Origin of the sequence: Flavobacterium sp. DSP2-3-1, assembly GCF_049896865.1 — a bacterium.
Classification (GTDB): Bacteria; Bacteroidota; Bacteroidia; order Flavobacteriales; family Flavobacteriaceae; genus Flavobacterium.
The window spans coordinates 30,648-55,000 of sequence record NZ_JAFCVD010000013.1; the positions used below are offsets into that span (position 1 = coordinate 30,648).

The window sequence follows — 24,353 nt, forward strand, 5'->3', positions numbered from 1 at the left end:
AAGATATTTTTTACTGCACCATAAAAAACAACTGGTGTTGTACTAAAAATGTTAACTTAAAAATCGCTAAAAATAACAATTTAAAAAAAATAATAAAATGAAAAATATAATTCTTTCAGCCATAGCAATGGTATTTGTATTCGCTTCTTGCAACCAAAAAAATAAAGAAACTGTGACAACTGATTCACAAAAAACAGAAAGTACTTCACAATTGTATTCGTGTTCGATGCACCCCGAAATAACAGGAAAAAAAGGAGAAAAATGTTCAAAATGTGGAATGGAATTAACCGAACCAGTTGCACAAAATGAAGCAACTCATGATCATACTAATGGTAGTCATAGTCATAATGATGCGACAGCAGTTGAAGTTAAAACTGAAGCTACATCGATTACCCAAACAACATTTTCTACAAATGAAATAATTTCTAATTATTTAAAACTAAAAAACGCACTCATAAAAGACGATACAAATAAAGCAGCCGATGCGGGTAAAGCATTATATGCAACTTTCAATAAAGTCAATACCAATTCAATAGATCCAAAATTGAAAACAGAATATATTGATATTGCTGATGATGCTAAAGAACATGCAGAACACATTGGCGACAATGGTGGAAAAATTGACCATCAAAGAGAACATTTTGCGATGTTGAGTAAAGATATGAATGATTTGATAAAAATATTTGGAGCAAAACAAAAACTATATCAAGACTTTTGTCCTATGTATAACGAAGGAAAAGGGGCGATTTGGATAAGTGAAAGTAAAGAAATAAAAAATCCTTACTACGGTTCAAAAATGCTCACTTGTGGTTCTATCAAAAAACAATTATAAAATGAAATCGCCATGATTCCAAAATCATAAATTAGAATGAAGAATGGCTATACCATATTCCATTAAAAAACAAATATTATCTTCATATGAAAAAAATCATCAAGAAAATACTCGTAATTGGGTTTGTAATTTTTTTGTTGATGCAGTTATATCAACCTGCCCGTAATGAAAGTTATGAGCAGGAATTAACTGCAAATTTTACAAAAATGTTTGATGTTCCTAAAAATGTTGAAACTATTTTACGGACATCTTGCTACGATTGTCACAGTAACAATACCAATTATCCATTATATTCTTTCATTCAGCCCGCACGGTTTTTTATGGAAGAACACATCAAAGATGGTAAAAAGGATTTGAACTTTAATGAGTTTGGAAAGTACTCCAAGCGAAAACAAGAAAACAAACTAGAAGCTATCATCAAACAAATAAAATCCGATGAAATGCCTTTGGGATCTTACACATTAATTCATAAAAATGCCATTTTGACGCCAACTCAAAAAGAGGAAATAATCAATTGGATTAAAAAAACGAAAGATAGTCTTTCAGTTGAATAATAAATATTATGGTAGAAAAATTAATCTCATTTTCACTAAAAAACAGATTTGTAGTCTTACTCGTCTCAGCTTGCTTACTCGCTTGGGGTATTTATAGCGTACAACAAAACCCTATTGATGCCATTCCTGATTTATCAGAGAATCAAGTTATTGTATTTACCGAATGGATGGGAAGAAGTCCACAGGTCATCGAGGATCAAGTTACTTATCCATTGGTCTCCAACTTACAAGGAATTCCAAAAATCAAAAATATTCGTGCCTCCTCTATGTTTGGGATGAGTTTCGTATATATCATCTTTGAAGATGATGTAGATATCTATTGGGCAAGAACTCGAGTGTTGGAAAGATTAAATTATGCCCAACGATTGTTGCCTCAAAACGTAGTGCCCACATTAGGACCAGATGGAACTGGAGTAGGACATATTTTTTGGTATCATTTAGAGACTAACGGTATGGACTTGGGAGAACAAAGAGCCTTGCAAGATTGGTACGTAAAATTTGCATTACAAACTGTTCCCGGCGTGGCTGAAGTAGCATCATTTGGTGGGTTTGAAAAACAGTACCAATTAGTGTTAGATCCACTGAAAATGCAGTACTACAATGTGAGCATAATGGAAGTGATGAATGCAGTGAAAGCAAACAACAATGATGTTGGTGGTCGAAAATTTGAGATGAGCAACATGTCTTACATAGTGAGAGGTTTGGGTTACATAAAAAACATAAAAGACGTAGAAGACATTGCTGTTAAAAATTATAATTCCGTTCCAGTAAAAGTAAAAGACATCGGTTCGATACAGATGGGTGGTGATTTGCGCTTGGGAATTTTTGACGAAAATGGAACAGGTGAAGTTGTAGGAGGAATTGTAGTCATGCGTTATGGTGAAAATGCAGATGAAGTGATAAAAGCGGTTAAATTAAAAATGAAAGAAGTTGAAAAAGGATTGCCTGAAGGCGTTTCTTTTAAAACGTCTTATGACCGAAGTGAATTGATTGAAAAAGCGATCGAATCGGTAAAAGGAACTTTAATAGAAGAAATGATTGTTGTTTCAATTGTTATACTACTTTTTCTTTTTCATTGGCGAAGTGCTTTAATTATTTTAATTCAATTGCCTATATCTGTGGCTATCGGCTTTATTTTACTTGAAGCCTTTGGGATATCATCTAATATCATGTCACTAACTGGAATTGCATTAGCTATTGGTGTTGTCGTCGATGACGGAATTGTAATGGTGGAAAATGCCTATAGGACAATTTCGGAGAAACAGGAAGAAATGGAGAGCAATCAGAATAATTCGGAAATAAAATGATAGATAAAATAAAAAATATATTCAAAAAAGAACACGACCCCTTATCTTCTGAAGAAAAGTTACAACTTATAGAAAAATCTTCAAAATTAGTTGGTCCAGGTGTCTTTTATTCAACACTTATTGTGATCGCTTCCTTTTTACCTGTATTTCTTCTCACGGGTATGGAAGGTAAATTGTTTAGCCCATTGGCTTGGACAAAATCATTTATACTTATAGTTGATGCTTTTTTAGCGATTACCCTTACTCCAGTTCTAATTAGTTTTCTGCTTAAAGGTAAACTTCGTCCAGAAAACAAAAATCCAATTAACAAAAAACTGGAGAGTATTTACACGCCAATTTTGATTTTTTGCTTAAAATGGAGGAAAACAGTATTAGGTATTAATATAATTGCGCTGCTGATTGGCGTTTTAATGTTTACCCGTTTAGGGACCGAATTTATGCCGCCTTTAGATGAAGGTTCCGTGCTTTTTATGCCTGTAACGTTGCCAGATGTATCCAATTCTGAGGTTAAAAGAATTTTACAAGTGCAGGACAAATTGATAAAATCGATACCAGAAGTGGCTCATGTTTTAGGTAAAGCCGGACGCGCCAACACAGCAACCGATAACAGTCCCATAAGCATGATTGAAACGATTGTTTTGCTAAAACCGCAACACGAATGGAGAGAAGACAAAACGAAAGCTGATATTGTTAATGAAATAAACAATAAACTTCAAATTCCAGGAGTTACGAATGGTTTTACACAGCCCATCATTAACCGGATTAATATGCTAGCTACTGGTATTAGAACCGATGTAGGAATAAAGATTTACGGAGCAAGTTTAGACACTATCAATGTTTTATCTCAAAAAATCAAAAAAGCTCTTGAAGGTACTTCTGGCGTAAAAGATTTATATGCGGAACCGATTACTGGCGGAAAGTATATCGATATCGAGGCAAAAAGAGAGGCTGTCGGCAGATACGGACTTACAGTAGATGATATAAACAACGTGGTAGAAGCGTCTATTGGTGGCATGAAACTTACCACAACCATTGAGGGAAGACAACGATTTTCTGTAAATGCAAGATATGCTCAGGAATACAGAAATAGTATTGAGGCATTAAAAAAACTCCAAGTGCAAACAATGGAGTTTGGTCCTATTCCATTGGAAGCCGTTGCTGATGTAAAAATAAGCGATGGTCCCCCAATGATAAATAGCGAAAATGCAATGCTACGAGGCAGTGTACTGTTTAATGTACGAGATCGTGATCTTGGGAGTACGGTAAAAGAAGCACAAGAAAAATTGAATGCAATGATCACTAAAATGCCAAAAGGATATTATGTGGAGTGGAGCGGACAGTGGGAAAACCAAATCAGAGCCAATAAAACATTACGCCTGATTTTACCTGTAGTTGTCATCATTATTTTCCTTATTCTGTACTTTACCTATCGTTCCATGAAAGAAGCACTGATTACGATGATAACCGTGCCATTTGCTTTGATCGGCGGGATTTTTATGGTCTATTTTTATGGAATAAATTTATCCGTTGCAGTCGCAGTTGGTTTTATAGCATTGTTTGGAATGGCAATCGAAACCGCTATGTTAATGACTATTTATTTGAATGAAGCAATGAATAAAATGGTAGAAAAACACGGGAACAGCGCAGCAACAATTACGGAAGCAATTTTGAAACAGTACATTATTGACGGCTCAGCCAAAAGATTGCGACCAAAATTGATGACCGTTTCCGTTTCCTTATTTGGATTAATCCCAATTCTTTGGGCAACAGGAACCGGTGCCGATGTGATGCTGCCAATTACGGTTCCACTCATTGGGGGTACAATTACCTCAACAATTTATGTATTATTAGTAACCCCTATAGTTTTTGAGATGGTGAAACTCCGAGAATTAAAAACAAAAGGTAAAATAGAACTTATAGATGTTAAAGAATAACTATTATATCGCAATAAGCTGTTTGATTTTAAGTACTGCTAATGTGGTGGCGCAAACACTTTCGTTGGATGCTGTTTTGACGAATATCAGAACAAATAATCCACAACTAAAAATGTATGATGCTGATATTCAAAGTATGGATGCTGCTGCAAAAGGCGCCAAAAGTTGGATGGCACCACAAGTGGAAACGGGTTTTTTTATGGCGCCTTACAATACCAAAATGTGGAAAGCAAGTGAAATGTCTCCGGGCATGGGATCTTACATGGTGGGTGTTACACAAATGATCCCGAATGCCAGAAAACTTAAGTCTGATTTCAATTACATGAACGCCATGTCATCTGTTGAAAAAGAAAATAAAGAGTATACAATTAATCAATTAAAGGCACTGGCAAAAACAAATTATTACCAATGGCTGGTTTTAAATAAAAAAATAAAAATAGCGGATGATAATTTATTGCTCTTAGGATATATGATAAAAAGTATGGAAATACGCTATCAGTATAATATGGATAAATTGCCAACTTATTACAAAGCAAAATCGCAATACGGTGCATTAGAAAGTATGATTGTAATGTTACAAAACGATATTTCCCAGAAGCGAATTATGCTGAATACATTGATGGCTAGAGATAAAAACACTTCGTTTGAAATAGATGAAACCTATAAATTAAATGATTTTGATGCCATAAAAGCAGATACAATTTCACTTTCTCAAAACCGAAGTGATGTTAAAGCTATTGAAAAAACAATGGTATTAAATCAATTAAAAATTGAAACCGAGAAAGCAAAATTATTACCGGAATTTGGTGTTAAATACGACCATATGTTTGCCTTTGGAGAACAACCAAAACAATTCACTTTGATGGGAATGATTACTATTCCGATGCCTTGGTCAACAAAAATGAATGAAGCCAATATCAACAGTTTTAAAATCAAGAATGAAGGTCTTAACTGGCAAAAGCAAATGATTTTGAATGGAGCAGCAGGAATGATTTCGGGAATGAATACCGAACTGATAAACCTAAAAAAACAATATGATATTGCTGAAAAAAATATTATTCCTGCCTTAAAACGAAATTATGATACGGCAATATTGTCGTGGCAGAATAATACGGGAGATCTGTTTGTAGTTTTGGATGCTTGGGAAGCATTAAATATGGCCCAAATTGATCTTCTGGATAAATTACAAAATATTTTAAGCACACAAGTAGAAATCGAAAAACAACTAGAAATCAAATAATTATGAATAAATATTTAAAATATGGTTTAATTTTAATCGTAATTTCTAGTGTAGTATTTGTTGTCTATTTCTTTGCAATAAAATCAGACAGTCATTCGGAATTGGAACATCAAAACGAGGTTTATACTTGTTCGATGCACCCTCAAATCATTAGAGATAAACCGGGAAACTGTCCTATTTGCGGAATGATTTTGGTAAAAAAAATAACAGAAATCCAGGCTAGGGAAGACAATTCTATTGATAATTTTTTAAAACCTACTGATAATTTTATCGTCGGGGATTATCAAACTACAACAGCCAAAGATACGACATTAAGCAGCGAGATAAACTTACCCGGAATAGTGTCATACGATCCAAACTCCTCCATAAATATTGCTGCTCGAATCAGTGGAAGAATAGAAAAAATGTATGTCAATTACAAGTACCAAAAAGTAGCTAGAGCACAGAAGTTATTTGATTTATACAGCCCTGAATTATTAACAGAACAGCAAAATTTTATTTATTTAATTTCCAATGATTCCGATAATACCTCAATTATTAAAGCGTCAAAGCAAAAATTATTGCTTTTCGGAATGACCGTAAGTCAGATAAATTCATTGTTTTCTTCCAAAAAAGTAAATCCTCGAGTTTCAATTTACAGTCCAGCTTCTGGAATTGTTCAAGGAACAGAAAAAATGGATAATACAAGCAATTCGTCGATGCAAAGTGCAAGTAACAATACCGAAATATTAAACATAAAGGAAGGTAATTACATAAAAAAAGGAGAAGTTGTTTTTAAATTAGTAAATACCGATAAAGTATGGGGCATCTTTAATGTTAGCCAAGGGTACAATAGTCTAATTAAAACCAATCAGTCTATCAAAATTACGACAGAATTTGATAAAAATGAATTCATCGATGCACAAATAAATTTTATTGAAACTCAATTTAATCCAGCAGATAAATCCAATAGAATTAGGGTATACATCAACAATAATAAACTAAAATTTCCCATAGGTCTGCGATTGCAAGGCATTATAAAAACAAATCCGACGAAAGCCGTTTGGTTACAAAAACAAGCATTAGTGAGTATTGGCAGCAAGAAAATCGTTTTTATAAAAATGAACAATGGCTTTAAAGCGACCGCAATAAAAGCAGGAATTGAAATAGATGATTTTATTCAAATCATAAGTGGAATTTCCGTTGAAGATACCCTCGCTAAAAATGCACAATATTTAATTGATAGCGAAAGCTTTATTAAAACCGAAAAATTATGAAAACGATAAAAATAATAGGCATGCTATCACTACTACTTACCGTATTTACAGCTTGCAATACCAAAAAAAAAGAAGACCATAGCGCACATAAAAGTAAAGAAACTTTTTTTTACACTTGCTCTATGGATCCTCAAGTAAAGGAAGATAAACCAGGGAAATGTCCCATTTGCCATATGGATTTAACTCCTATAAACAGTGACAACACAGCTGCAAATGAGATAAGCTTGAGTAAACAGCAACTGCAATTGGGCAACATCACCACGCAAACTATTGCAACAACTCAAAGCAGTTTAGAGCAAAATTATACAGGAGTTTTAACAATGAATCAAGAGAAAATTAATACCATTTCTGCCAGAGCAATGGGGCGAATTGAAAAATTATACTTCAAAACAGTGGGAGATTATGTTGCTAAAAACGAACCAGTATATCAATTGTACAGTGAAGATATTGCTATTGCTAAACAAGATTACTTCACAGCATACAAACAACTTACCATGCCGGGTGATTTTGGAAAAAATGCACGTACGATGCTTATTGCTGCCAAACAAAAACTATTATTCTTTGGTTTATCCAATGCCCAAATTGAAACTATAAAATCGAGTAAAGAAATTTCTCCGTACACTATCTTTTATAGTAATAGCAGTGGAACAATTTCAGAGATAATAGCAACAGAAGGCAGTTATGCAATGGAGGGCGCTAGTATAATTAAATTGGCGAATTTAAATAGCCTTTGGCTCGAAACACAAGTAAATATAAATTATGCAAAAAGCATGCAACTTGGACAAAACGCCACAGTTTCATTTACTGATTTTCCTGAGAAAACAATAAGAGCAAAAATCTCGTTCATCAATCCTGAAATAAATCCAGATACCAGACTGCTTTTAATTCGAATGGAAATACCCAATCAAAATTTGCTGTTAAAACCCGGAATGCAGGCAATTGCAAGATTGACACAATCCAATATAAGAGGCGTATTTATACCCAGTGATGCTGTCATAAGAGAAGAAAATGCTTCGTACATCTGGATTGAAAAAAGACCGGGAGTATTTGAAAGCCTTATGGTTGAAACTGGATTAGAAATTAATGGGATGATTGAAATTAAATCGGAAATGGATCCAACCAAAAAAGTGGTGATTACCGGGGCGTACGCCATAAATGGTGAATACAAATTTCGTAAAGGAAGTGACCCTATGGCGGGAATGGAAATGTAACATTAGCTGAATTCCATATCACAAAAAATAACGTAACAACTGTTTCAGTACTAGAGGTAATGACTCAAAAAGTACTTAATACAATCGTAGTATGCAAAAAACCGAATGGAATCACTACACACTATGGTAGTGATAGGGATATTCGTTTTGGGGCCACGTTATATTATTAAAAAACTCAAATTTTAAATCTAAATAACGAATATTTGTTCTAAAAGACAAGTGTCTTTTTTTTAAACCACGATTTTAAAAAAAAAAGTTACACGTTTGATAATGTGTTAATTATATAATTATTTTTAGAATTTCACAATATTTTTTCAAGTTAAAAAGCTACCTTTAAATAGCGAAAATTAATTTGCGATTTAAAAGTAAAAAAGATGAGTCATCAAAAATTTAAAGAGTGTATCGATGCATGTTCAGAATGTGCAGTAGAATGTTCTCATTGTGAAAGTGAATGCTTGAATGAGCAAGACGTAAAAATGTTAGCTCGTTGCATAAAACTAGATCATGATTGTGCGGCTATTTGTTTATTTGCAATGCAGGCTATGGCAAGTGGTAGTGAATTTGCGGAAAAAATCTGCAAATTATGCGCCGAAATTTGTACTGCTTGCGCCGACGAATGTGAAAAACATGCACACATGGAGCATTGCAAAAATTGTGCGGAAGCCTGTCGAAAATGTGCTATTGAATGCAGTAATATGAGTAAAATGTAAGTATTCAAATCTCTTAAATTAAGTTTCGTTTAGAGGAATTATTTAAGAGATTTTAAACAATAAAAATTACATACTCCGAAAACGGTATAAAAAAGCATATTAATTATTTATTTAGTTCTTGCCAATCCAAAACTGAGGAAAATCAAATTCTTTGAAAGTCAGATGATAAAAAGTCGACTAATGAATACTATTGCAAACGATTGCGATACGTCTAACAACATAATGCAACCAATGATGAACAGTAGTAAAGGAAAAAGAATGATGAAAAATCACGAAAATACCATGAAAATGAGGAAGCATAATTCAGGTATGATATAAGGAATTGATAACCGAAATGGCGGTAGGATCTAAAACAAATAGTACGACGATGACTAAAATGTGTAAATCGATTACGAATATCCTAAAATGATTGATGAGATGACAGATAAAAAAATTCAATCACTCAAAATGACTGGATTCAACAAACGTATAAATGTGTTGAAAGAATAAAAATATAAACAACAGTAAAATAAAAAAAATGGAAACTCAAAAAACGTACAGCTGCCCAATGCACCCAGAAGTTACATCGGACAAACCCGGAAAATGTTCTAAATGCGGAATGAATTTAGTGGAGGAAAAAGAATAGAAATTCTTTAAGCAATCCGACGCTTCAAAATATAGTAAAACAGCAATTAATGAAATTGCCAACAAACCATTTTCACCCAAAGCCGCAGTGGGTATTGTTTCTGTTTATGACAGAATGTTTTTAAAAAATATTCGTAGGCAAATGGGAGTTCCACGTAAATAATATACTGAAGTTGATCGCAACGCTTTTAGAGTCAGAGAGAAAATTACTAAAAATGCAGCTAAATTTTTGCGTAATAAAAATCCAGCTTTAATTTAAATATAATGGTTATTGATGGCTCTCTAAAAAGTGCAATACTCAAAGCAGCTGAAAGGTTTGATATTGATTTGATTAGCCTTGGTTCTCTTGGTTTTGAGCCGTAGAAGGCTTTCTGCTTATCTTGGTTTTCCAAACGGGGGCATTACATGCAGAGTTTTCTATGGAGATTTTACCTAAATAATATGAAACAGCGACAACATTAAAAGTAAGGAATTAAATTCCTTAAATAGAAAATTAAATTCGTTTCAGTATATCCTTTTTTTATTGAACAATATTGACTGATAAAAGAAAGTGATTATATTTTTTTTTAAAATTCAACAATGTTTTTTTGCTGTAAAACGCAGATCTACATATAGTTAAAATGTTTAACAAATAAATTTAATATCATGAAAACAGTACAAAAAGTTGCATTAACGATTGGTTTTATTGGTCTTTTATATTCCTGCCAGTCAACCAACCAGGTTCTCTCAAAATCAGATAAGAGAATGGAAATTATGAATGAGATTGCTAATAATGAAAGTATGTCAAAAGAGATGATGGGGGTACTTATGAATAGCAAAAGTGGGATGATGATGATGCAGGAGAAGGAAAAGGAAATGATGAAAGATAGTCATGCGAAAATGATGGGAATGATGAAGGAAAATCCGGAAATGATGAAAAGTATGATGTCAGAGATGATGATGAAGAATCCGGAGATGATTAAAGAAAATCATGCTAAAATGATGGTAATGGTGAAAGAAAATCCAGAAATGATGAAAAGTATGATGTCAGAAATGATGCAAGGGATGAAAGATAATCCAGAAATGATGAAAAGTATGATGTCAAATTTGGTAGAATCATCACAAGGAGATGACGCGATGATGTCTGAAATGTGCAAGGAAATGATGGGAAATGAGAAAATGATGAAAATGATGGACAAAATGAAAAAAGAAAAAATGGACATGAATAAAATGAAAAGAATGGATAAAAAACAGTAAAAGGAAAAAGATCAGCACATCATTAATAATTTATTTAACCTTAATACTATAGAATTATGTTGGAAAACGGCAACGGAGAAATGCATATGGGTGAATACTCTTTCATGGGAATGCACATGTTTTGGTGGGTTTTTATACTAATTATTCTTATAGTATTCTTTGTAGGAACAAACAATTTTAGAAAAAGAAAATGATTAATGCGAAATTTAGGATTATAGAGACGAGAATAATAGTAGCATTAGCATTTATACTCGCTTTAATTTGCCATGGTTATGCAGAAAATAGAAATGAAAGGAGAATTTTCAAAAAAACGGATATTCGACAGACACAGTCTGTAACCAACACTTGTTAAATGCATCCTGAAATTCATGTCACTAAACCGGAAAAATGTCCCAAAAGCGCTATGAATCTCATTTATGAGAAAGCAAAATTGGTTAATAAATCCGTTCAAAACATGTTTACAATTGCTTTTCTGAATTGAAACATTCTCCATTACTTTTTAAAGCCTTTCGATTATCATCATTTGAATTGTTCTGCTCGTGGTATTCCATCATTTTATCTGAATTTTTAAGAGAATTTACATTCGTATAGAAAAGGATCTCTTTTTAGCTCACAGTGTTTTCCATAGCTTTTATTGCAGTTCCTTTCACGCCTTTTTTATGAGTTGTATTCGTCCTTGATTTGAATAAAATGACGAATGTTGAGGTTCAGTAAAATTTGCTGGCTCAGATTGCAATGTTGCTACTCGTGGACTATCAACTTTACCGTTACTACTGTGATAAATTACGCATTATATTGTAAATGTGTTTTTACCATACGCAAGTTGTTTCTCTGTACCGCTATATAATGGCTGACTGTATTTTTCTCCCAATTCCTATTTTAACAATTTACGAGTTCCATCCATTAATTGTAAATGCTCGCTATTTTCTTATTCCTTTTGTTACAAATGGTTCTGTTCAACCTGTTTATGTTTTTTTTTTCTAAATTCCCATAGGAAGTATGTATCAGCATGGACATCATTACGGTAATGATTGCAAACTTGATTTTGGTAGTTACAAAGTGTTCACACTCAGTGTGATTGAAGAGCTCACAATATTGTTTTGATTTTTTCTTAATTGCCGTTTAGGTTTTTACATTAAACCAAATACATATACTCAAAAATTCATATCACTAAAAACCTTCCAGTTAATTAATAAATCACTCTAATTTAATAATTTAGTGTGAATTTACGGTCTGTTTAAAGACGCAACCATTAATTTTTAATTTTTTTATTTCCTTAAAAAAGATACGTCATGCTACAGGAATGATTTATGTCATCAAACCAGTACAGTTTTATCACTTTTTCATTCCCTCCATTTAACCATCACCATTCCTATTAATATTTCACCGATCTTTAAAAAAATACAAGCCAAATTATCTAGTACTGGCAGCTTCGGATTACATTTTAAAGAAAAAATATTGTTATTCAAAATCGATTAAAATTTGCTTAATATGCAATAACGAAATATATTATATATGTTAATTCTTCGACAGAAAATAGTATAATCTAAAAGTCAGCAAAATTGCTTCGCTAGCATCAAAAATAGCTCACAGTTTCGGCATATTAGGATTCCCGCAATATTTATTTTACAAATTATAGGCAATCAATAAAATTTATTACTTTTACAATCTTGAAAAAAATAATTGCCATATTATTCCTTTTTGTTTTTTTGTGTGCTAACACAGAGATGGGACAATTATTGAAATTACCCAACTTATTACAACACTTTTCAGATCATCAAAAAGATTACAGTAGCCAGAATATTTCATTACTTGATTTCATAGCTATTCATTACAATGATACGCAACATCATTCTGATCAGGAAGAAGACAATCATCAAAACTTACCTTTTAAGACAATTAACCAATCAGTTAATAATGTCCTTGCTTTTGAAACCATAATCGAGTTTTCATTTCGCAAACCAAATACTATTTCTGTAAATAGTACTGTTCCGTTTCGTCCAGAATTTTACAATTCCGATGTTTTTTTATGCATCTGGCTTCCTCCCAAATTGAGTTAAATTAATTTTAAATGCTTGGTTAACAATACTTTAAATATTTTTATTAAGTATGAAAAAGTACTTTGCTTTATACCTTTGGTAAATGTTTCTTTACGTCAATTTCATTGTAAAATAAGAATCGTTTTTACGAGTTAATATGTCAATCGTTTTTTAGTCATATAAACTATTAATTAACTTTTTAGGAAAGTCAAAGACATACTCAATTATTTTTAACACTAAAACATAAAAAAGCAAAACAATTGAATCAATCGCAAAAGACATATTTTTGTTAATTGTATTAACACCAATTTCGCACACTCAAGTAACTATTACTAATATCAAAACGCCACACGTTAGAATAATATAAAATTACGGCAACTACAAAATTGTAATGGTCGCAAGAGAAAACAATATTAGTTTTTAGGTACTGAAGATAAAAGGAAAAACGATTTTAAATAAAAAATTAACGGGTCGGTTGTTTTTAAATTTTTTAATCAAACAAAAGCAACAAATCCAGTTTTTTTAAATACGGTTCGTTTTTCAAAAATAATGAAAAGGGAGCCATCACAATTACAATAAAATTATAGGGCCAGTATTCAAAATAAGTAGTGACCATTCATCAATATAACAAATTATGCTAAATAAAATTATTGAGTTTTCAATCAAAAACAAACTCATTATTGGACTGTTTATTTTTGCGCTCATCGGATATGGGAGTTATCAATTTACCAGATTACCAATTGATGCCGTTCCTGATATTACAGATAATCAAGTTCAGGTAATTACTTCAGCACCATCACTGGGTGCGACCGATATTGAACGACTGATTACTTTTCCAATAGAACAAGCCAACAGTAATATTCCCGGACTGAAAGAAATTCGTAGTTTTTCTCGTTTTGGTTTATCAGTGGTTACCATTGTTTTTAACGATGCAACCGATGTGTACTGGGCAAGACAGCAAGTAACAGAACGATTAAGTGCAGTTAAAGACCAAATTCCTAACGGTATTGGAAATCCAGTTCTTGCACCGGTGACAACAGGACTAGGTGAAATTTATCAATATGCTGTACGAACGAAGCCCGGTTTCGAAAAAAAATATGATATAACCGAGTTAAGAACCATTCAGGATTGGATTGTGCGCCGGCAGTTATTGAGCGTTGAAGGTGTGGCGGAAGTGAGCAGTTTTGGTGGGAAATTGAAACAATTTGAAATAGCGATTGATCCCAATAAATTGCAATCCTATAATATCACTATTACAGATGTTTTTACGGCTTTAGAAAAAAACAATCAAAATACAGGTGGTGCTTATATTGAAAAAGGGCCTAAAGTTTTATACATCCGCAGTGAAGGATTAATTAACACTATCGAAAATATAAAAGAGATTTCCATTAAAAACACTAGTAACGGAAGCCCCTTATTCATTCGTGATGTCGCTGATGTTCGTATTGGTAGTGCTATTCGTTACGGGGCAATGACTTTTAATAAAAAAGGTGTGCAATCGGGTGAAGTTTCGGGTGCAGTAGTAATGATGTTAAAAGGAGCCAATAGTAATGTGGTTATTAAAAACATTAAGGATCGTATTGCACAAATCGAAAAAACATTACCCGAAGGCGTCATTCTGGAACCTTTTCTAGACCGCACTAAAATGGTGAATAATTCTATTTCGACGGTCGAAAAAAATTTATTAGAAGGTGCATTAATCGTTCTCTTTGTTCTTATTTTCTTTTTAGGAAACATACGAGCAGGATTAATTGTGGCGTCAGTAATTCCTTTGGCTATGTTGATAGCAGTTATATTGATGAACATATTTGGGGTGAGTGGTAATCTAATGAGTTTAGGAGCATTAGATTTTGGATTAATTGTGGATGGTGCCGTTATTATTGTTGAAGCGTGTTTGTTTAGTTTGCACAGCAGGAAAACTGCTCAAATTTCACAACAAGAAATGGACAATACTGTATTAAAAACGGCAATAAAAATGCGAAATGTGTCAGTATTTGGAGAGTTGATTATATTGATCGTGTATATTCCCATTTTTACGTTGCGCGGTATTGAAGGGAAAATGTTTTTACCAATGGCACAAACCATTGCATTTGCTCTGTTTGGTGCTTTTATATTGTCTTTGACTTATGTTCCAATGATGACTGCTTTATTTTTAAATAAAAAATTATCCCACAAAAAAACTTTTTCAGATCGAATGATGGAAAAATTAGAAAATTTCTATCAACCACTTCTAAATAAAGCATTGGGGATTCCAAAAACAATTATTGCTGTAACATTAGGATTATTTGTTTTAGCGCTAATTACACTTTCGTTTATGGGTGGCGAATTTATGCCTTCGTTAGAAGAAGGTGATTTTGCTGTAGAAACAAGGGTTTTGCCGGGAAGTAATTTGCAAACTTCAATGACTGCCATTTCACAAGGTGCAAAAATACTAATAGAAAAATTTCCCGAAGTAGAGAAAATTGTAGGCAAAACAGGAAGTAGCGAAGTGCCAACTGACCCTATGCCCATTGATGCAAGCGATATGATGATCATTTTAAAGAACAAAAGTGAATGGACTTCTGCCACAACTTTTGATGAACTATCAGAAAAAATGGCAAAGGAATTGGAAGCTGTTCCTGGGGTTTCCTTTGGTTTTCAATATCCGGTTCAAATGCGTTTTAATGAATTGATGACTGGTGCAAGGCAAGATGTAGTCTGTAAAATATTTGGAGAAAACTTAGATACATTGGCTTTGTACGCCAATAAATTAGGTAAAACTGTAAATACAGTTGAAGGAACTTCCGACCTTTATGTAGAAACCGTTACTGGAATGCCACAAGTAGTAATTGACTACAACAGAGCTTCCATTGCACAATATGGTTTAAATATTGAAGATATCAATCGCATTGTAAATACCGCATTTGCAGGACAAAGCACAGGAGTTGTTTACGAGGGCGAAAAACGATTTGATTTAGTAGTTCGTTTAATAGGCGAGAAACGGCAGGATTTGGCAGATGTTCAAAATTTATTAATACCAACGTCCACGGGTTCGCAAATTCCTTTATCTCAATTGGCAAAAGTTGAAATTACCGAAGGCCCAAATCAGATACAAAGAGAAGATGCCAAACGTAGAATTGTAGTTGGTTTTAATGTTCGGGGACGTGATGTGCAAAGTATTGTAAAAGAACTGCAAGGTAAAGTTGAAACTCAAATTAAATTTCCTGCGGGTTACTATGCAACTTATGGAGGTGCTTTTGAAAATTTAAACGAAGCCAAAAACCGTTTGATGATTGCGGTTCCGGTTTCATTACTATTAATATTTATTTTGCTTTATTTTGCATTCAATTCCGTAAGACAAGGACTGTTGATTTATTCGGCAATTCCACTTTCGGCAATTGGAGGTATTTTCTTTTTAGCGATGCGGGGAATGCCGTTTAGCATTAGTGCCGGAGTTGGTTTTATAGCCTTATTTGGTGTAGCGGTTCTGAATGGTCTGGTGTTGATTGCAGAATTCAACAGCATTCGAAAATCTGGCGAAACTGATTTAAAAGCAATTGTTTTACAAGGAACCAAAATTCGATTACGTCCTGTTCTAATGACTGCATTTGTCGCATCATTAGGTTTTTTACCGATGGCATTAAGCAATGGTTCTGGTGCAGAAGTACAAAAACCTTTGGCAACTGTCGTAATTGGAGGTCTGTTGGTTGCAACGTTCTTAACCTTATTTGTTTTACCAATTTTATATATCATGTTTGAAAAAGGAATTAAATTAAAACCAAAAAAGATAAAATCAATCACAACAATCATAGTTGTGGGATTGTTTTTGTCTTTTCAAAATGCGGCTGCTCAGGAAAAAATTTCAATTGAGAAAGCGATTGAAACGGCTCTTTCAAATAATATCAAAATTAAAAACGAAAAACTAAATTCAGAGTACTTGCAAAAAATGACCAAAACAGGCTATGATATTTCCAACACGGGAATTATTGGCGAATACGGTCAGTTTAACAGCAATGCAAATGATATGAAAATTGGTATTTCGCAAAGCATAAAATTTCCAACCGTTTACAAAAGGCAACAACAACTTTTAATAGAAGAAGCCAAAAAAGGGCAATGGAACGAAGCTTTGCAAAGAAAGGAACTCACCAGACAGGTAACAATCGTGTTTTACGAAATGATGTATCTAAAAGAGAAGGAAAAGTTGTTGCTAAAAAGCGATAGTATATATTCGGAATTTTTAAGGATCTCAGCGCTTCGTTTTGACAAAGGCGAAAGCAACATATTAGAAAAAGCAACCGCTGAAAACCAATCCGGACAAATAAAAATTCAGCTTTTGGGATTACAAAGTGATTATAAAATAGTGCAATCGCAATTCAAGTATCTGCTTAATTCTGACAAAGACTTTATCCCAGTATCAGAAAAATTCAAAATGTATTTTACCGAAAATTTAGATAAAAATGCCATTGGCAATCAACCCACTATAAAAATATTTGAACAAGAAGTAAATAGCAGCAAAGCGGAAGTTTCACTTGAAAAATCTAAAAAATTACCTGAATTAATCGGTGGTGTTTATTGGCAAACTTTCAAAACAAATGCGGAGTTTCAAGAAAGTTATAATGGTGTTTACGGACAATTTGGAGTGGCATTTCCGCTATTCAATACAGCGATAAATAATAGGAAAAAGGCTTTAGAGATAAACACTCAAATAGCTGAAAACAAGTTAAATAATGAAAAACTTAAATTTCAAAATCATTATCAGGAATTAGTCCAGGAATATAAAAAACACAAAGAAACTATCGCTTATTATGAAAGTCAGGCGTTGAAAAATGCGGATTTGGTAACTAAAGCTGCTAATGATAAATTTTTCAATGGTGATATTAATTATCTGGAATGGGTAATGCTTATTAATCAAAGCACAGAGATTCAAAGTGATTACATTGAAGCGGTTAAAAAATTGAATGTAAGCGTTGTTGAACTTAATTATCTTTCTAATTAATGATGAATTTAAAACAAATATTGACTGAACCTTTGATAGTTTTAGAAAATAAAACCTTTGCTAAGTTGCATATGGTGCAAACCATCAGTGTGGGAAAAGTGTATGGTTCAAACTTTGCATTTTCGCGTTATTATTTTTAAGCCAAATATTAATTTTCAAGATATATAAAATGAAATGTCAAATTTACAAACACCAAAATAAAAATACTATCATGATTAAAAATACAATCTTTACAATACTGGCAATAGTATGCGTTTTTGCATGTGGAGAAAAGAAAACGGAAAGCGAAACAGAAGCCACTCCAACTATCGAAAACACGACAACTCTTACTGATGCACAAATAAAAAATGCGGGTATTGTAACAGGGAAAATGGAGCAAAAAGAAGTTTCATCTACCTTAAAATTAAATGGTAAAATAGATGTTCCGCCCCAAAATTTAGTCTCCATAAGTGTGCCGATGGGAGGTTATTTAAAATATACCAAACTTTTAGAGGGAATGTATGTAAGCAAAGGACAGGTTTTGTGTGTTGTAGAAGACCAACAATACATTCAACTGCAGGAAGATTACCTTTTGGCGAAAGCGAAAATAGGGTACGCAAAAGCCGAATTTGAAAGACAAAGAGAACTCAACCGAAGCAAAGCCAGCAGCGATAAAGTGTATCAACAAGCACAATCAGAATACAACTCACTATCGGTAATGGTGCAATCGTATGGAGAGAAATTAAAATTTGCAGGGATAAATCCAAATAATGTTTCTACAAAGAACATTTCAAAAAGCATCAATATTTATTCGCCAATAAGCGGTTATGTATCTAAAGTAAATGTAAATATTGGCAAATACGTAAACCCCAGTGATGTATTATTTGAGATTGTTAATCCATCTGATATTCATTTGGCATTGACCGTTTTTGAAAAAGACATCGATAAACTGGCTATTGGCCAATCGGTGGTCGCTTACACCAATACCAATCCGGAGAAAAAATATTATTGCAAAATTATTCTAATCGGTAAAGATTTTTCCGAAAACAGAAGCACTGAAATGCATTGCCATTTTACAAACTTCGACAAAGCGCTTTTACCTGGAATGTATATGAATGCTGAAATTGAATTAAAAAGTCAGCAGTCAAATGTATTGCCATCTGATGCTATTGTGAATTATGAAAACAAGAATTATGTTTTTATTGCCAAACAAAACAAGCAATTTGAAATGAAAGAAGTTACAATAGGAATTACAGAAAATGAATTTACTGAAATTATTTCAGAAGATTTGAATGAGGCTACCGTTGTGATTAAAGGTTCATATTCACTCTTAATGAAAATGAAAAATGTAGAAGAATAAAAATGCTGGATTCCAGTTACAAATGCAACTTTTTGATTAAACATATAATTTAAAATCCCTTTTATTATTCTATTTTTATAAAAAAATAACAGTTATGACTTCTTATTTTAAATCTCTTGTATTACTTTGTTTTCTTTTTTGTGTTTTTTCCTGTAAATCACAAATCATCATTTCTGATGGACAAGAGAAAAGTGCTTCAATTATCAATGATACTGCATTTGTAAATTTAAAAGAGTACAGCCAAGATTTTGTCTATGATATGAAGTATGCCACAAATGATAATTTTTTAAATGCAAAGGTGTATGATTGCGCCGAATGTTTTTTGCGTTTGAAAACCGTGAAAGCACTCTTGGAAGCCAATATGAAATTCATCAAAAATGGTTATAAAATCAAAATTTTTGATTGTTATCGCCCTTTGGATATTCAAAAAAAAATGTGGAAAATAGTCTCTAACCCGCAATATGTTGCCAATCCGGTCAAAGGTTCCATCCATAATAGAGGCGGAGCGGTGGATATTACGCTAGTTGACAGCAAGGAAAAAGAATTGCCGATGGGAACAGATTTTGATTTTTTTGGAATAGAAGCAAGTCACAATTATCCAAATGTTTCAGCAGCAGTAAAACAAAACAGATTATTATTGAAATCTATTATGACCAGCAGTGGATTTAATTCTTTCGATTCAGAATGGTGGCATTACAATTTAAAATCCGGTTTGAATGATAAGGTTTCAAATGTTAAATGGGATTGTAAATAGTTTTTATTCAATACATTTTAAGTTGTCAATGAAATAGTTTTCGGGAAAATAAATTTCGCTTGTTAATTCAGATTTGAACTCTTTTTTGAAGACGTAATCTTCTGTATCAGTTAAATATTTAATTCGCATCATGAATACGGGCGAGTTTTTTAATTCTTCAAAACTATCCTTCATAAACATAAAAATTCCGGAATTAACTCTGTTATCAAATCCTTTCTCATCGCGTATCATGGTGCCGCAATTTTCTTGATCGATATGAATTAGCGTTATTATTTTTCCATTGTTTAACTGTAAAAACAATTTAGAATTTTTATCAAAACAATTGGCTTTCAAAAAATCTTTACTTTTATTAATACTCTGAACGGTCAATGTTGGTAAGCCATCTGTTAATGCCAAAGAATAAAAAATATAACTTGAATTCCCCGCAAAATTCTTCTCGCTAATCATGTATTCTTTGGTTGATTTATAAGTCCCGATAGAATCATTTACATTAGCGCTGTAATCACATGGTTTTTGAGCGAATATATTAAAGCTGAAAAGAAATAAAGTCAGTGCAATCAGATGTTTCATTTTTATGATATTTTGGTGCAAATTATAACAATTTTATGATTATTTACGTCGGTTGTGAAAAAACAATATACATTTCCACCGTCTTTTATTTTCCATTTTTTTCGAATAATTTCAACACTGTCCGGGAAATTTCGGATGGTTATATTCCCTTGTGTTTTTTCTAAAAAAGTTTTCATTTCCGATTTATTATAAGCAAATGTATTCTGAATTTCAAAAATGCGTCCTGAGAACGGTATAAGATCTTTCAAAGTGTATAAGTGGGAATGTTTGTGTAGTTTATTTAAGTTAAAAAAAAGACCTACTTCATCAAATCCACCTGATTTCATGATGGAGCTATTGGGCTCGTAAAGGTATTTTTGAGGTAAACTAAAGTTTGGTAATGTAGAATTATCATTTAAAATAAAATGAAATGTTTCCATTTTATCTTTTAAAATATTAACGGTTTTGATGTTTACATTTCCAAAATAATCTTTCTGCAATTCCCAAACTAATTCTTTTACTTCATTTTCTAAAGCTACGATATGAATAGTTTTGACGTGTTTCAATTCGGATAAACCCGCGGTAAGATCAAGAAGTGGTGCAGTTTTTAAAAGAACGGCATCTGAGTTTTTAAAATAAAAATCAAGATTTTCAGGAACATTTGGTAAACAATCCTTCAGCATGAATACTTTTCCTTTGGCATCATTTCGTCTGGAAGGATCAATATAAATCCAATCCCATTTTGTATTTAGTGTATTTAAAGTATCCAAACTATCTCCTGAATAACAAGTAATATTTGTAACATTTAATTGTTCAAAATTATGTTTTACGAGATTAGAAAGTATCGGATTAATTTCGCAATGGGCAACTTTTTTTATTTTTTTTGCAAAATAATAATCGTCTACTCCAAAACCTCCCGTTAAATCGATTAAAGATTCACCGGAAATTATGGAAGCTTTGTACGAAGCTGTTTTTTCGGATGATGTTTGTTCTATCGAAATTTTACTTGGATAAATAATATTTTTAGTGGCAAACCAATTGGGCAATTTATCTTTTGCTTTTGTTTTAGCTTCTATTTGATTCAAAACATAAATCCAATCCAAATCTTGAAAGGGATTTTTTCGAAGTGCTAACTTTGATACACTTTTTCCAATGTTGTCATTGATAAAAGCCTGTATTTTGGCATTTAAAATCCTTGAATCCAAAATTAAATATCTTTAGTTAATAGCATGATAATTTTGTTTTCCGGGAAGAATTCTTTACCCATAACTTTTATTATTGTGTACAGCGGCACTGCCACTATCATTCCTAATATTCCAAAAAGGAAACCTGCAATTAAGATTACAAGAAATATTTCCAGCGGATGTGAGCTTACGCTTTGAGAAAAAATAAATGGCTGGGATAAATTGTTATCGATAATTTGAACGATCCAAAAACCAATTAAAACATAAATGGTGGTCGGCAAAATTATAGATTGGAAATCACTCCCTAAATTGCTTAACATTGTTAGAATTGCCGCTAAAAAAGACGCTATAAGTGGGCCAATGTATGGGATAATGTTTAGTACTGCACATAAAAATGCTATAACAAGTGCATTTGGAACTCCAAAAATGAATAATACAATTAGGTACAATAGAAATACAATGAATAATTGAAGTAATAATCCAATGAAATAACGCGATAACAAGCGGTTTATTTTTCCCAAAGAATGTAATATTTGTTCTTCATGGCTGTTTGGAATTAGTTTTTTTACTCCTAAAATGAACATTAGTCGGTCTTTTAAAAAGAAAAAAGTAATAAATAGTACGGATCCTAATCCTATGCCCAAACTACTAATTGTGCCTAAAATTGTATTTAAGAAGTTAGGGATGAAATTAAAATTTATTTTAGAGGTAATGTTAGCTTCTTTTAAAACCTGTGCAGAATCAATTTGGTGATTGTCTAAAAATACAGTGATTTGATTGATTAACCGGATTATGTTTTTTTCAATTTCTGCAGTGTTAAGAAGTGACAGGTTTTGTCCTTGAGATAAAATCAAAGGAACAAACATCATTATAAACCCGAATATGATTAGTATAAAAATAAGCAAAGTCGCTATTGTTGCGAAAATATGATTAAACTTCAATCGCTTTTTAAAAAAGTCTAAAATAGGATTTCCGATCAATGTTAGTATAAATGCTACAACCAGGTATATCAATACGGATTGAATTTGATAAAAAAAGAACAAGATTAAACCACATAAAGTTAGTGTCAATAATGCTCTAAGAATCCCATTTGAAATGGTTTTTGAAGTAATCATGTTTCTATTTTAGATTGTAAATATAAAAAAACTCGCTAACAAGTAGCGAGTTTTAAATTCTAAAAAACTAAAAAAAATTATATTCCGAAACTCGCTCTTGCTCCACCTGAAACAAATAAAGCAGCCATTCTTGATTTTTGACCGTTAGAGAACATGTACATTCCTGCATCATCAGTGTAATCCATATAGTTCATTGTCATTTCAACTGGAGTACCAGTACAAGTGCTGTAATGAGGATAAGCTGGAATACCGTAGTTAGATGTGTTGTGTGTAGGTGTATCAGAAACTAAATCGCTTCCACAAGTTGCATCACCCCAAATGTGACGTAAGTTCATCCAGTGACCTACTTCGTGAGTAGCTGTTCTTCCTAAATTAAATGGCGCAGCTGCTGTACCTCCACTTCCAAAAGCATTGTTATCCATTACTACTCCATCAGTAGCAGATGCTCCTCCAGGAAATTGTGCGTAGCCAAGAATACCGCCACCAAGATTACAAGACCACATGTTTAAAACAGTTGTTGGTGTAGTTGGAGCAATTCCTTGTGCTGATTTTTTCATCGCATCATTTGTTGTCCATGAAGTTGTAGTTGTTGATCTTCTCACTACATTTTGTAATACAAATGTAATTCCAACATTTGCTTTCACTCCTGAAAATGCTGCAGGAACTGAATTATAATCAGAATTTAAAGCATTGAAATCTTTATTCAATACGTCAATTTGAGATTGGATTTGAGACAAAGAAATGTTTTCTGCAGCAGTTCTGTACAATACATTTACTACAACTGGAATTTCTACTTTACCATTTACTAAACGAGCAGATAACATTGCTTTTTCAGTAAAAGCTTCAATTTTATTCATCCTTAAAGCTAATGAAGGATCAGCTTTCATTTGAGCAGTAAGAACTTCTTGAGATGCACAACCACGTTGTGACACTGCACTTGCTTCTGGAGTAGCTTCTGTCGGATCGTTTTGACAAGAGAAAAGCATTAAAAATGCTGCAGCAGATAAAAAAATTTTTTTCATAATGAATTTGTTATAAATTAATAGATTTGGTTAATTATTTCACAATTTTATAACAAATTTTTTATAAAAAAAAGTATTGCTTAATTTTTTTTTAAAAAAAAATGTAATCCACAGATTTTACGGGTTTCCGTAAAATTGTAAAAATTTATTTCAAAGTATTTTCTGATAATTTATTTTGTTTTAAATTTTAAAAAGTTTTATTCATTAGTTTTAATTAAAGAAATTAAGATACTTTTTGTGATATTGGTTTACAAAACGTTATTTTTTTTAAAAACAAATTAATTTATCACTTACTATAGCTTAGAAGTAAATCGTACAAATTATACCCGTTGTCATTGACTAATAAATATAATTTATCTAGGTAAATTCCGGAAATTGTGTAAATTAATTATTATGCGAAGAGTTTTTTTAAATTTTATTTTAAAAATAAAGTAGCGGTAATGTTTTTTAAAGAATATGAAAGGTGAAGTTT

19 protein-coding genes are annotated in these 24,353 nt (G+C 32.4%); 15 read left to right on the forward strand and 4 right to left on the reverse strand.

Going from position 1 to position 24,353, the window contains the following annotated elements; genetic code table 11:
* Positions 1–97 precede the first annotated feature (97 nt).
* The 15 genes from ACP7AT_RS14325 (at position 98) to ACP7AT_RS14395 (ending at position 20,011) form a co-directional block, all read left to right on the forward strand.
* The gene (locus ACP7AT_RS14325; RefSeq protein WP_426065073.1) at positions 98–832 is read left to right on the forward strand and encodes a DUF3347 domain-containing protein; all 735 of its coding nucleotides are present in this window, start codon (positions 98–100) and stop codon (positions 830–832) included.
* 86 nt (positions 833–918) lie between these two features.
* Positions 919–1,386 carry a heme-binding domain-containing protein gene (locus tag ACP7AT_RS14330; RefSeq protein WP_426065074.1) on the forward strand — a complete coding sequence of 156 codons (468 nt, stop codon included), beginning with the start codon at positions 919–921 and terminating at the stop codon, positions 1,384–1,386.
* 8 nt (positions 1,387–1,394) lie between these two features.
* Positions 1,395–2,693, forward strand: coding sequence for an efflux RND transporter permease subunit (locus tag ACP7AT_RS14335; protein WP_426065075.1), 1,299 nt, complete (start codon positions 1,395–1,397; stop codon positions 2,691–2,693).
* The gene (locus tag ACP7AT_RS14340) at positions 2,690–4,627 is read left to right on the forward strand and encodes an efflux RND transporter permease subunit (RefSeq protein WP_426065076.1); all 1,938 of its coding nucleotides are present in this window, start codon (positions 2,690–2,692) and stop codon (positions 4,625–4,627) included. The genes ACP7AT_RS14335 and ACP7AT_RS14340 overlap by 4 nt, the downstream gene beginning before the upstream one ends.
* A complete protein-coding gene (locus ACP7AT_RS14345) occupies positions 4,614–5,867 on the forward strand; it encodes a TolC family protein (protein WP_426065077.1) in 1,254 nt (417 codons plus the stop codon). Before ACP7AT_RS14340 ends, ACP7AT_RS14345 begins: the two co-directional genes overlap by 14 nt.
* A gap of 2 nt (positions 5,868–5,869) precedes the next feature.
* Positions 5,870–7,123 carry an efflux RND transporter periplasmic adaptor subunit gene (locus ACP7AT_RS14350; protein WP_426065079.1) on the forward strand — a complete coding sequence of 418 codons (1,254 nt, stop codon included), beginning with the start codon at positions 5,870–5,872 and terminating at the stop codon, positions 7,121–7,123.
* A complete protein-coding gene (locus ACP7AT_RS14355; protein ID WP_426065081.1) occupies positions 7,120–8,334 on the forward strand; it encodes an efflux RND transporter periplasmic adaptor subunit in 1,215 nt (404 codons plus the stop codon). Before ACP7AT_RS14350 ends, ACP7AT_RS14355 begins: the two co-directional genes overlap by 4 nt.
* Positions 8,335–8,708: 374 nt before the next feature.
* Positions 8,709–9,044 (forward strand): four-helix bundle copper-binding protein, encoded by a 336-nt coding sequence (locus tag ACP7AT_RS14360; protein WP_426065082.1) that lies wholly within the window; start codon positions 8,709–8,711, stop codon positions 9,042–9,044.
* Between the two features lie 180 nt (positions 9,045–9,224).
* Positions 9,225–9,362 (forward strand): hypothetical protein, encoded by a 138-nt coding sequence (locus ACP7AT_RS14365; RefSeq protein ID WP_426065083.1) that lies wholly within the window; start codon positions 9,225–9,227, stop codon positions 9,360–9,362.
* Between the two features lie 199 nt (positions 9,363–9,561).
* Complete coding sequence (locus tag ACP7AT_RS14370; protein WP_426065085.1) at positions 9,562–9,669, forward strand: heavy metal-binding domain-containing protein; 108 nt, start codon at positions 9,562–9,564, stop codon at positions 9,667–9,669.
* Between the two features lie 644 nt (positions 9,670–10,313).
* On the forward strand, positions 10,314–10,904 hold the full coding sequence (locus tag ACP7AT_RS14375) for a membrane or secreted protein (RefSeq protein ID WP_426065086.1): 591 nt from the start codon (positions 10,314–10,316) through the stop codon (positions 10,902–10,904).
* 1,670 nt (positions 10,905–12,574) lie between these two features.
* On the forward strand, positions 12,575–12,964 hold the full coding sequence (locus ACP7AT_RS14380; RefSeq protein ID WP_426065087.1) for a hypothetical protein: 390 nt from the start codon (positions 12,575–12,577) through the stop codon (positions 12,962–12,964).
* 613 nt (positions 12,965–13,577) lie between these two features.
* A complete protein-coding gene (locus tag ACP7AT_RS14385; RefSeq protein WP_426065088.1) occupies positions 13,578–17,918 on the forward strand; it encodes a CusA/CzcA family heavy metal efflux RND transporter in 4,341 nt (1,446 codons plus the stop codon).
* Positions 17,919–18,129: 211 nt separating this feature from the next.
* Positions 18,130–19,257 carry an efflux RND transporter periplasmic adaptor subunit gene (locus tag ACP7AT_RS14390; protein ID WP_426065090.1) on the forward strand — a complete coding sequence of 376 codons (1,128 nt, stop codon included), beginning with the start codon at positions 18,130–18,132 and terminating at the stop codon, positions 19,255–19,257.
* A 94-nt stretch (positions 19,258–19,351) separates the two neighbouring features.
* The gene (locus tag ACP7AT_RS14395; protein WP_426065092.1) at positions 19,352–20,011 is read left to right on the forward strand and encodes a M15 family metallopeptidase; all 660 of its coding nucleotides are present in this window, start codon (positions 19,352–19,354) and stop codon (positions 20,009–20,011) included.
* A 3-nt stretch (positions 20,012–20,014) separates the two neighbouring features.
* Here the strand turns inward: ACP7AT_RS14395 and ACP7AT_RS14400 are convergent, their stop codons facing one another.
* The 4 genes from ACP7AT_RS14400 to ACP7AT_RS14415 all read right to left on the reverse strand — a co-directional run bounded on the left by ACP7AT_RS14400 (position 20,015) and on the right by ACP7AT_RS14415 (position 23,881).
* Positions 20,015–20,581: a hypothetical protein gene (locus tag ACP7AT_RS14400; protein ID WP_426065093.1), complete on the reverse strand. Its 567-nt coding sequence runs from the start codon at positions 20,579–20,581 to the stop codon at positions 20,015–20,017.
* Positions 20,582–20,583: 2 nt separating this feature from the next.
* Positions 20,584–21,765: a THUMP-like domain-containing protein gene (locus tag ACP7AT_RS14405; RefSeq protein ID WP_426065095.1), complete on the reverse strand. Its 1,182-nt coding sequence runs from the start codon at positions 21,763–21,765 to the stop codon at positions 20,584–20,586.
* Between the two features lie 2 nt (positions 21,766–21,767).
* Positions 21,768–22,859: an AI-2E family transporter gene (locus ACP7AT_RS14410; RefSeq protein WP_426065096.1), complete on the reverse strand. Its 1,092-nt coding sequence runs from the start codon at positions 22,857–22,859 to the stop codon at positions 21,768–21,770.
* A 77-nt stretch (positions 22,860–22,936) separates the two neighbouring features.
* Positions 22,937–23,881 carry a zinc metalloprotease gene (locus ACP7AT_RS14415; RefSeq protein ID WP_426065097.1) on the reverse strand — a complete coding sequence of 315 codons (945 nt, stop codon included), beginning with the start codon at positions 23,879–23,881 and terminating at the stop codon, positions 22,937–22,939.
* Positions 23,882–24,353: the final 472 nt, after the last annotated feature.

What these genes read in the sequence shown, in the direction of transcription:
- ACP7AT_RS14385 (WP_426065088.1), top strand. Translation starts at nt 13,578, where the DNA reads ATGCTAAATAAAATTATTGAGTTTTCAATCAAAAACAAACTCATTATT.
- ACP7AT_RS14345 (WP_426065077.1), top strand. Translation starts at nt 4,614, where the DNA reads ATGTTAAAGAATAACTATTATATCGCAATAAGCTGTTTGATTTTAAGT.
- ACP7AT_RS14375 (WP_426065086.1), top strand. Translation starts at nt 10,314, where the DNA reads ATGAAAACAGTACAAAAAGTTGCATTAACGATTGGTTTTATTGGTCTT.
- ACP7AT_RS14360 (WP_426065082.1), top strand. Translation starts at nt 8,709, where the DNA reads ATGAGTCATCAAAAATTTAAAGAGTGTATCGATGCATGTTCAGAATGT.
- ACP7AT_RS14390 (WP_426065090.1), top strand. Translation starts at nt 18,130, where the DNA reads ATGATTAAAAATACAATCTTTACAATACTGGCAATAGTATGCGTTTTT.
- ACP7AT_RS14410 (WP_426065096.1), bottom strand. Translation starts at nt 22,859, where the DNA reads ATGATTACTTCAAAAACCATTTCAAATGGGATTCTTAGAGCATTATTG.
- ACP7AT_RS14365 (WP_426065083.1), top strand. Translation starts at nt 9,225, where the DNA reads ATGAATACTATTGCAAACGATTGCGATACGTCTAACAACATAATGCAA.
- ACP7AT_RS14415 (WP_426065097.1), bottom strand. Translation starts at nt 23,881, where the DNA reads ATGAAAAAAATTTTTTTATCTGCTGCAGCATTTTTAATGCTTTTCTCT.
- ACP7AT_RS14330 (WP_426065074.1), top strand. Translation starts at nt 919, where the DNA reads ATGAAAAAAATCATCAAGAAAATACTCGTAATTGGGTTTGTAATTTTT.
- ACP7AT_RS14395 (WP_426065092.1), top strand. Translation starts at nt 19,352, where the DNA reads ATGACTTCTTATTTTAAATCTCTTGTATTACTTTGTTTTCTTTTTTGT.
- ACP7AT_RS14355 (WP_426065081.1), top strand. Translation starts at nt 7,120, where the DNA reads ATGAAAACGATAAAAATAATAGGCATGCTATCACTACTACTTACCGTA.
- ACP7AT_RS14400 (WP_426065093.1), bottom strand. Translation starts at nt 20,581, where the DNA reads ATGAAACATCTGATTGCACTGACTTTATTTCTTTTCAGCTTTAATATA.
- ACP7AT_RS14340 (WP_426065076.1), top strand. Translation starts at nt 2,690, where the DNA reads ATGATAGATAAAATAAAAAATATATTCAAAAAAGAACACGACCCCTTA.
- ACP7AT_RS14370 (WP_426065085.1), top strand. Translation starts at nt 9,562, where the DNA reads ATGGAAACTCAAAAAACGTACAGCTGCCCAATGCACCCAGAAGTTACA.
- ACP7AT_RS14325 (WP_426065073.1), top strand. Translation starts at nt 98, where the DNA reads ATGAAAAATATAATTCTTTCAGCCATAGCAATGGTATTTGTATTCGCT.
- ACP7AT_RS14335 (WP_426065075.1), top strand. Translation starts at nt 1,395, where the DNA reads ATGGTAGAAAAATTAATCTCATTTTCACTAAAAAACAGATTTGTAGTC.
- ACP7AT_RS14350 (WP_426065079.1), top strand. Translation starts at nt 5,870, where the DNA reads ATGAATAAATATTTAAAATATGGTTTAATTTTAATCGTAATTTCTAGT.